Here is a 4,822-nt window from a genome sequence, read left to right on the forward strand (position 1 = left end):
TTTGAGAACACCACGTTTTACAACTTGGTTAAGTCCTCGACCGATTAGTACTGGTCCGCTCCACGCCTCACGGCGCTGCTACTTCCAGCCTATCTACCTGATCATCTTTCAGGGGTCTTACTTCCATATAGGAATGGGAAATCTCATCTCGAGGCGAGTTTCACACTTAGATGCTTTCAGCGTTTATCTCATCCATACATAGCTACCCAGCGATGCGCCTGGCGGCACAACTGGTACACCAGCGGTATGTCCATCCCGGTCCTCTCGTACTAAGGACAGCTCCTCTCAAATTTCCTACGCCCGCGACGGATAGGGACCGAACTGTCTCACGACGTTCTGAACCCAGCTCGCGTACCGCTTTAATGGGCGAACAGCCCAACCCTTGGGACCGACTACAGCCCCAGGATGCGATGAGCCGACATCGAGGTGCCAAACCTCCCCGTCGATGTGGACTCTTGGGGGAGATAAGCCTGTTATCCCCAGGGTAGCTTTTATCCGTTGAGCGATGGCCCTTCCATACGGTACCACCGGATCACTAAGCCCGACTTTCGTCCCTGCTCGACCTGTCTGTCTCGCAGTCAAGCTCTCTTCTGCCTTTACACTCGATGAATGATTTCCAACCATTCTGAGAGAACCTTTGGGCGCCTCCGTTACTTTTTAGGAGGCGACCGCCCCAGTCAAACTGCCTACCTGACACTGTCTCCCACCACGATTAGTGGTGCGGGTTAGAGTGTTCACACAGCGAGGGTCGTATCCCACCAGCGCCTCACTCGAAACTAGCGTTCCGAGTTCTACGGCTCCGACCTATCCTGTACAAGCTGTGTCAACACCCAATATCAAGCTACAGTAAAGCTCCATGGGGTCTTTCCGTCCTGTCGCGGGTAACCTGCATCTTCACAGGTAATATAATTTCACCGAGTCTCTTGTTGAGACAGTGCCCAGATCGTTACGCCTTTCGTGCGGGTCGGAACTTACCCGACAAGGAATTTCGCTACCTTAGGACCGTTATAGTTACGGCCGCCGTTTACTGGGGCTTCATTTCTGGGCTTCGCCGAAGCTAACTCATCCACTTAACCTTCCAGCACCGGGCAGGCGTCAGCCCCTATACGTCATCTTACGATTTTGCAGAAACCTGTGTTTTTGATAAACAGTCGCCTGGGCCTTTTCACTGCGGCTACACTTGCGTGTAGCACCCCTTCTCCCGAAGTTACGGGGTCATTTTGCCGAGTTCCTTAACAAGAGTTCACTCGCTCACCTTAGGATACTCTCCTCGACTACCTGTGTCGGTTTGCGGTACGGGTAATTAATCACTAACTAGAAGCTTTTCTCGGCAGTGTGACGTCTGGCACTTCCCTACTAAAATTCGGTCCTCGTAACGCCTTGTCCTTAGCGATAAGCATTTGACTCATCACCAGACTTGACGCTTGAACGCACATTTCCAATCGTGCGCATACCGTAGCCTACTGCGTCCCTCCATCGTTCAAACATGATTAACTAGTACAGGAATATCAACCTGTTATCCATCGCCTACGCTTCTCAGCCTCGGCTTAGGTCCCGACTAACCCTGGGAGGACGAGCCTTCCCCAGGAAACCTTAGTCATTCGGTGGATCAGATTCTCACTGATCTTTCGCTACTCATACCGGCATTCTCACTTCTAAGCGCTCCACCAGTCCTTACGATCTGGCTTCATTGCCCTTAGAACGCTCTCCTATCACGCGACCTATTGGTCGCATCCATAATTTCGGTAACATGCTTAGCCCCGGTAAATTTTCGGCGCAGGATCACTCGGCTAGTGAGCTATTACGCACTCTTTAAATGGTGGCTGCTTCTGAGCCAACATCCTAGCTGTCTATGCAACTCCACATCCTTTTCCACTCAGCATGTATTTAGGGACCTTAATTGATGGTCTGGGCTGTTCCCCTTTCGACGGCGGATCTTATCACTCGTCGTCTGACTCCCGGATATAAATCAGTGGCATTCGGAGTTTATCTGAATTCAGTAACCCATGACGGGCCCCTAGTCCAAACAGTGGCTCTACCTCCACGATTCTTTACTCCGAGGCTAACCCTAAAGCTATTTCGGAGAGAACCAGCTATCTCCAAGTTCGTTTGGAATTTCACCGCTATCCACACCTCATCCCAGCATTTTTCAACATACACGGGTTCGGTCCTCCAGTGCGTTTTACCGCACCTTCAACCTGGACATGGATAGGTCACCTGGTTTCGGGTCTACATCAACTTACTGAAACGCCCGTTTCAGACTCGCTTTCGCTACGGCTCCGGTCTTTACACCTTAACCTTGCAAATTAACGTAACTCGCCGGTTCATTCTACAAAAGGCACGCTATCACCCATTAACGGGCTCTAACTAATTGTAGGCACATGGTTTCAGGAACTATTTCACTCCGCTTCCGCGGTGCTTTTCACCTTTCCCTCACGGTACTGGTTCACTATCGGTCACTAGGGAGTATTTAGCCTTGGGAGATGGTCCTCCCGGATTCCGACCACGTTTCACGTGTGTGGCCGTACTCAGGATCCTGAACTGAGGGTCAACGATTTCATCTACGGGGGTATCACCCGCTATGCCGTGCCTTCCCAGACACTTCGATTATCATTGACTTTGGTAACTCAAATGTTCAGTCCTACAACCCCAACGAGCAAGCTCGTTGGTTTGGGCTCTTCCCCGTTCGCTCGCCGCTACTTAGGGAATCGATTTTTCTTTCTCTTCCTGTGGGTACTTAGATGTTTCAGTTCCCCACGTCTGCCTCAACTTAAGTATGTATTCCCTAAGTTGTAACTATCGATTAAGATAGCTGGGTTTCCCCATTCGGAAATCTCCGGATCAAAGCTTACGTACAGCTCCCCGAAGCATATCGGTGTTAGTCCCGTCCTTCATCGGCTCCTAGTACCAAGGCATCCACCATGCGCCCTTCATAACTTAACCTAACGATTACGTCGTAATCGTTGATTAATTGAGTATTAGCGATATTTATAAACTAATTAAAAAACTCAAAATACGCGGTGTTCTCGGTTTAATTATCTTTAATAAAAATAATTAATAAGAAAATAATTGATAATATCTAGTTTTCAAAGAACAAGTTTGAGAGGTAAGCCCCTCAAAACTGACCATTGTTTCGACAAAGTATGTGTAGCCTCCGTATATTCCTTAGAAAGGAGGTGATCCAGCCGCAGGTTCTCCTACGGCTACCTTGTTACGACTTCACCCTAATCATCTGTCCCACCTTAGACGGCTGACTCCCGAAGGTTATCTCACCGGCTTTGGGTGTTACAAACTCTCATGGTGTGACGGGCGGTGTGTACAAGGCCCGGGAACGTATTCACCGCGGCATGCTGATCCGCGATTACTAGCGATTCCAACTTCATGTAGGCGAGTTGCAGCCTACAATCCGAACTGAGAACGGCTTTAAGAGATTAGCTTAGCCTCACGACTTCGCGACTCGTTGTACCGTCCATTGTAGCACGTGTGTAGCCCAGGTCATAAGGGGCATGATGATTTGACGTCATCCCCACCTTCCTCCGGTTTGTCACCGGCAGTCTCACCAGAGTGCCCAACTTAATGCTGGCAACTGATAATAAGGGTTGCGCTCGTTGCGGGACTTAACCCAACATCTCACGACACGAGCTGACGACAACCATGCACCACCTGTATCCATGTCCCCGAAGGGAACGCCTAATCTCTTAGGTTTGCATAGTATGTCAAGACCTGGTAAGGTTCTTCGCGTAGCTTCGAATTAAACCACATGCTCCACCGCTTGTGCGGGCCCCCGTCAATTCCTTTGAGTTTCAACCTTGCGGTCGTACTCCCCAGGCGGAGTGCTTAATGCGTTAGCTGCGGCACTGAAGGGCGGAAACCCTCCAACACCTAGCACTCATCGTTTACGGCATGGACTACCAGGGTATCTAATCCTGTTCGCTACCCATGCTTTCGAGCCTCAGCGTCAGTTACAGACTAGACAGCCGCCTTCGCCACTGGTGTTCTTCCATATATCTACGCATTCCACCGCTACACATGGAGTTCCACTGTCCTCTTCTGCACTCAAGTTTCCCAGTTTCCGATGCACTTCTCCGGTTAAGCCGAAGGCTTTCACATCAGACTTAAAAAACCGCCTGCGCTCGCTTTACGCCCAATAAATCCGGACAACGCTTGCCACCTACGTATTACCGCGGCTGCTGGCACGTAGTTAGCCGTGGCTTTCTGGTTAAATACCGTCAACTCCTGAACAGTTACTCTCAAGAGTGTTCTTCTTTAACAACAGAGTTTTACGAGCCGAAACCCTTCTTCACTCACGCGGCATTGCTCCATCAGACTTTCGTCCATTGTGGAAGATTCCCTACTGCTGCCTCCCGTAGGAGTTTGGGCCGTGTCTCAGTCCCAATGTGGCCGATTACCCTCTCAGGTCGGCTACGTATCATTGTCTTGGTGGGCCTTTACCTCACCAACTAACTAATACGCCGCGGGATCATCCAGAAGTGATAGCCGAAGCCACCTTTCAAACAAGAACCATGCGGTTCTTGTTGTTATGCGGTATTAGCACCTGTTTCCAAGTGTTATCCCCTGCTTCTGGGCAGATTTCCCACGTGTTACTCACCAGTTCGCCACTCGCTTCGGTGTTGAAATCAGTGCAAGCACCTCAATCAACGGAAGCTCGTTCGACTTGCATGTATTAGGCATGCCGCCAGCGTTCGTCCTGAGCCAGGATCAAACTCTCATCTTATAGATGATGTGCTTGAATAGCTCATCGATTGTTGTTACATTTTTTAAAGCGAATTGACTTCGCAAATAAATATTTTGGGTTTGATAC

Annotated in this window: 2 rRNA genes; both read right to left on the bottom strand. The window is 49.8% G+C overall.

The window, feature by feature from the left end:
• Positions 1–24 precede the first annotated feature (24 nt).
• A 23S ribosomal RNA gene (locus EKM89_RS13450) occupies positions 25–2,943 on the bottom strand.
• 226 nt (positions 2,944–3,169) lie between these two features.
• Positions 3,170–4,735 (bottom strand): 16S ribosomal RNA (locus tag EKM89_RS13455).
• Together the 16S and 23S rRNA genes form the textbook arrangement of a ribosomal RNA operon.
• Positions 4,736–4,822: the final 87 nt, after the last annotated feature.

It is taken from the genome of Levilactobacillus fujinensis (assembly GCF_003946335.1).
Taxonomy (GTDB): domain Bacteria; phylum Bacillota; class Bacilli; order Lactobacillales; family Lactobacillaceae; genus Levilactobacillus; species Levilactobacillus fujinensis.